This window comes from Actinosynnema sp. NPDC091369, assembly GCF_044757065.1.
Taxonomy (GTDB): domain Bacteria; phylum Actinomycetota; class Actinomycetes; order Mycobacteriales; family Pseudonocardiaceae; genus Actinosynnema.
The window spans coordinates 1-1,137 of the sequence record NZ_JBIVUG010000041.1 but is presented as its reverse complement, the minus strand read 5'-3'; the positions used below and the strand labels follow the sequence as shown (position 1 = coordinate 1,137).

1 protein-coding gene is annotated in these 1,137 nt (G+C 68.9%); it reads right to left on the bottom strand.

The genetic code is table 11. The annotated features are described in order from the left end of the window. Positions 1-1,137 (bottom strand): methionine adenosyltransferase (gene metK / locus ACIQMJ_RS40885; RefSeq protein WP_499766398.1); only part of this gene is annotated, 1,137 nt, incomplete at its 5' end.

The following is a 1,137-nucleotide window of genomic DNA, read 5'->3' as shown; positions in this document are numbered from 1 at the left end:
TCAGGCGCCGGCGGCGGCGCGCAGGGCGTCGGCGCGGTCCGTGTTCTCCCACGGCAGCTCGACGTCGGTGCGGCCGAAGTGGCCGTACGCGGCGGTCGGCGCGTAGATCGGGCGCAGCAGGTCCAGATCCCGGATGATCGCGGCCGGACGCAGGTCGAACACCTCGCCGATCGCCTGCTGGATCTTGGTCGGGTCCACCGTCTCGGTGCCGAAGGTCTCCACGAACAGACCCACCGGGGCCGCCTTGCCGATCGCGTACGCCACCTGCACCTCGATCCGCGTGGCCAGCCCCGCGGCCACCGCGTTCTTCGCCACCCACCGCATCGCGTACGCCGCCGACCGGTCCACCTTCGACGGGTCCTTGCCCGAGAACGCGCCACCACCGTGCCGCGCCATACCCCCGTAGGTGTCCACGATGATCTTGCGGCCGGTCAGGCCCGCGTCACCCATCGGACCACCGATCACGAACCGACCCGTCGGGTTCACCAACAACCGCACATCGGCGGTGTCCAGACCCAACGCCTCGACCTCCGGCGCGACCACGTGCTGCCGCACGTCGACACCGAGCAGCTTCTCCAGGTCGATACCGTCCGCGTGCTGCGTCGACACCACCACGGTGTCCAACCGCACCGGCTGGTCACCCGCGTACTCGATGGTCACCTGCGTCTTGCCGTCCGGCCGCAAATACGGCACCGTGCCGTCCTTGCGCACCGCCGTCAACCGACGCGACAACCGGTGCGCCAACGCGATCGGCAACGGCATCAACTCCGGCGTGTCCGTGCACGCGTACCCGAACATCAGACCCTGATCGCCCGCACCCTGCTTCGCGATCTCGTCCTCGGCGCCCTCGACCCGCTGCTCGAACGCGGTGTCCACGCCCTGCGCGATGTCCGGCGACTGCGAGCCGATCGCCACGTTCACACCACACGAATACCCGTCGAACCCCTTGGCCGACGAGTCGTAACCGATCTCCACGATCTTGTCCCGCACGATCGACGGGATGTCGGCGTAAGCCTCCGTCGTCACCTCACCCGCCACGTGCACCTGACCGGTGGTCACCATCGTCTCCACCGCGACACGCGAACGCGGGTCCTTCGCCAGCAACGCGTCGAGGATCGAATCGCTGATCGCGTCGCA